Genomic DNA, 2835 nt, shown 5'->3' on the forward strand with positions numbered 1-2835 from the left:
TCTGCTAAAAAGCCCGAGATTGTCGCGGTCGTACCTCCCTCACAATGATGACTTTATGGCTTGTTGTAGGAATTGTTTATTCGTTTATTTGGAATTTGACTGCGAACTATTGACTGTTTTTGACTGCTGACTGAAGACTGCCGACTGAGGACTGTTTTTGACTACCTCTGCTAAAAAGCCCGAGATTGTCGTGGTCGTACCTCCCTCACAATGACGATTTTATGGCTTGTTGTAGGAATTGTTTAGTTTCTCCTCCGTAGCTTTAGCGAAGGAGGATTTAGTTATCTGTTTATTCGTAACACATAACTCTAAGTACTTTAGGCACTCTAGGCACTTTAAGTACTTCTTCTTGTTTATTCGAAATTTGACTGTGGACTGTTTTTTACTGCCGACTGGAGACTGCCGACTGCGGACTCGTAATTTGTTTATTCGTAACACATAACTTTCGAAGCGAAGCAAGTCCGTAGGATTAGTTTTTAGCTTTTAGTTTTTAACTCTAAATACTTTAGGCACTATAAGTACTTCTTCTTGTTTATTCGTAACACATAACTCTAAGTACTTTAGGCACTCTAGGCACTTTAAGTACTTCTTTTTGTTACTCATACGAGCTAACTTCGTGTCGCAAGTTTTGGTGATTTTTAGTATCATTTAAATCAAATTTTAATTTCAATTATTATAATCATAACTTTGCTACTTAATTTTAGATTAGAATGAAGTATTACGATAATGATTTTGCTGTAATTGTACCTTTGGCAAACGAAAGTGAGGATTTTGATATTTTTGTAAATGCATTAAAAAGTGTTTTTGATGAACTGCAAAGTGGAACAGCTTATTTTGTAGTGGATAAAGTTTCAAAAGATAACACTCTTGAACTTTGTAGAGAACTTGAAAAAAAGGATGAAAGATTTCATACGGTATGGGCTCCTGAAAATAAAAATGTTGTTGATGCATATTTACGTGGTTTAAAGGAAGCTTATGACAAAAATCATGATTTGGTAATTGAAATGGATGCAGGAATGTCGCATGATCCTATGGCGATAATTATGTTTATTCGTGTGCTTAATGAAGGCAACGAATGTGCTTTTGGCAGTAGGTTTATCAATGGTGGTTCAATGGCTGACTCTCCTCTTTTTCGCAGAATGCTTTCAAAGAATGGAACAAGAATGACAAATCTGTTACTTGGTAGCCAAATGTATGATATGACTTCTGGTTTTCAAGGATTTCATAGAGAAATTCTTGGTAAAATTTTGGAATATCCTTTTCTTTCAAAAGCTCATTACTACCAAACTGAAATGAGATATTTGCTTAGGAAAAAACGTTATCGTGAAATACCTATTCACTATCGTGCTCCATCAAATAGTGTTTCTAAAGGTGCAATTAATAACGCATGGAAAGTTTTGTTTTATTACTTCAAACAAAGATTGCTTTTTAAAGCAAAGTATATTTAAAGTCTATTGTTGAAATTTATTAATTTTACTCAAAAAAAGAATGATAAAAAAAGTTGTAGTTACTGGTGCTTCAGGGCATATAGGATTTAATGTTGCAAAATTACTGATTGATAAGGGTTATGAAACTCATCTATTGATAAGAAAAGAAAATATAAATATTTTTAAGTTAAAGCAACACGGTGCAGTTGTGCATTCTTGTGATTTACTGAATTCTGAAACTTATAAAAATATTCTATCGGATACACATTCTGTTTTTCATCTTGCTGCTGAAAACACAACCAAAAAAGATGATGAAGCAAGAATTTTAGAAAATACTTCAGGAATAGCTGAAACATTTATAAATGAGTGTGTAAAGCAAAAAGTTAAAACAATTATTTATACAAGTTCTGTTGTTGTTCTTGGTAGAAGTGAAAATAAAAATGAATTAATCACTGAAAATGATAAAACAAAATTCGTTGAAAGCCCTTATGTTGCAGGTAAATTAAAGGCAGAAGAGTTTGTAGAAAAGTTGATTAAAGAAAATGATGTTGATATCCGAAGGCTTTATCCTGCATGGGTAATTGGTAGTGGTGATTCCCGAATGACCCCCCCTCATCAAATTATTTCAAATTTTGTATCAAAAGGACAGCCGTTTTATTTTCAGGGAGGTATCTCTTTGTCTGATGTTGAATCGGTTGCGGAGGCTCAAGTGAATGCTCTTGAAAAAGGAAAGAAAAATGAGAAATATGTTTTGGGTGGCGAAAATGTTACTTTCAAACAGTTTTATGATTTGCTTGCTAAATATTCAGGACACAAAAAACCCTTCGTAAATATTCCAAAATGGCTAATTGTTGCAGGAGCAACTTTTACAAAACCAATTTTTAAAATGTTTGGGATGGAACCAATTATTGAGCCTGCTTACGCAAAAAGTGTTTTTGGGAATTTTAGTTGGTACGATAGTTCTAAAGCCCAAAATGAGATTGATTATAAAATTACAAAAGCTGATGATTTGTTGAAAAATGCTGTAACCGAAGCAAGAAAAAGAATTTCAGCTACTTTAAATTTAGGAATACAAAAAAATCCATTTAAAGAAAATAGTTCTGAAAAGGGGAAATTATTAATTACTGGAGCTCCCGGATGGCTTGGTAACAGAATGATAGATGTTTTGATAAATGGCGATAAAGATGGCGAATTTCAAAGTAATAGGAAAGTGAAGCTTCTTGTTCAACCTCAATATCAAGGTTTTTTAAATCTACCGAAGAATTTTGAAATTGTTTATGGAGATATTACTGATAAAAATTCTTTGGCGAAAGTACTCGAAAATGTGAGTACTGTATTTCATATTGCAGGAGCTATTTATCCTCCAAAAATAAAAACTTTGTATGAAGTAAATTTTAAAGGAACAAAA

2 protein-coding genes are annotated in these 2835 nt (G+C 32.8%); both read left to right on the forward strand.

All coding sequences use genetic code 11. From position 1 onward, the window contains the following. Window positions 1-710: 710 nt before the first annotated feature. Window positions 711-1448 (forward strand): glycosyltransferase, encoded by a 738-nt coding sequence (locus U9R42_08050; protein ID MEA3495972.1) that lies wholly within the window; start codon window positions 711-713, stop codon window positions 1446-1448. Between the two features lie 40 nt (window positions 1449-1488). Then, window positions 1489-2835 (forward strand): NAD-dependent epimerase/dehydratase family protein (locus tag U9R42_08055; GenBank protein MEA3495973.1); only part of this gene is annotated, 1347 nt, incomplete at its 3' end.

This window comes from Bacteroidota bacterium, from assembly GCA_034723125.1.
Lineage (GTDB): Bacteria > Bacteroidota > Bacteroidia > CAILMK01 > JAAYUY01 > JAYEOP01.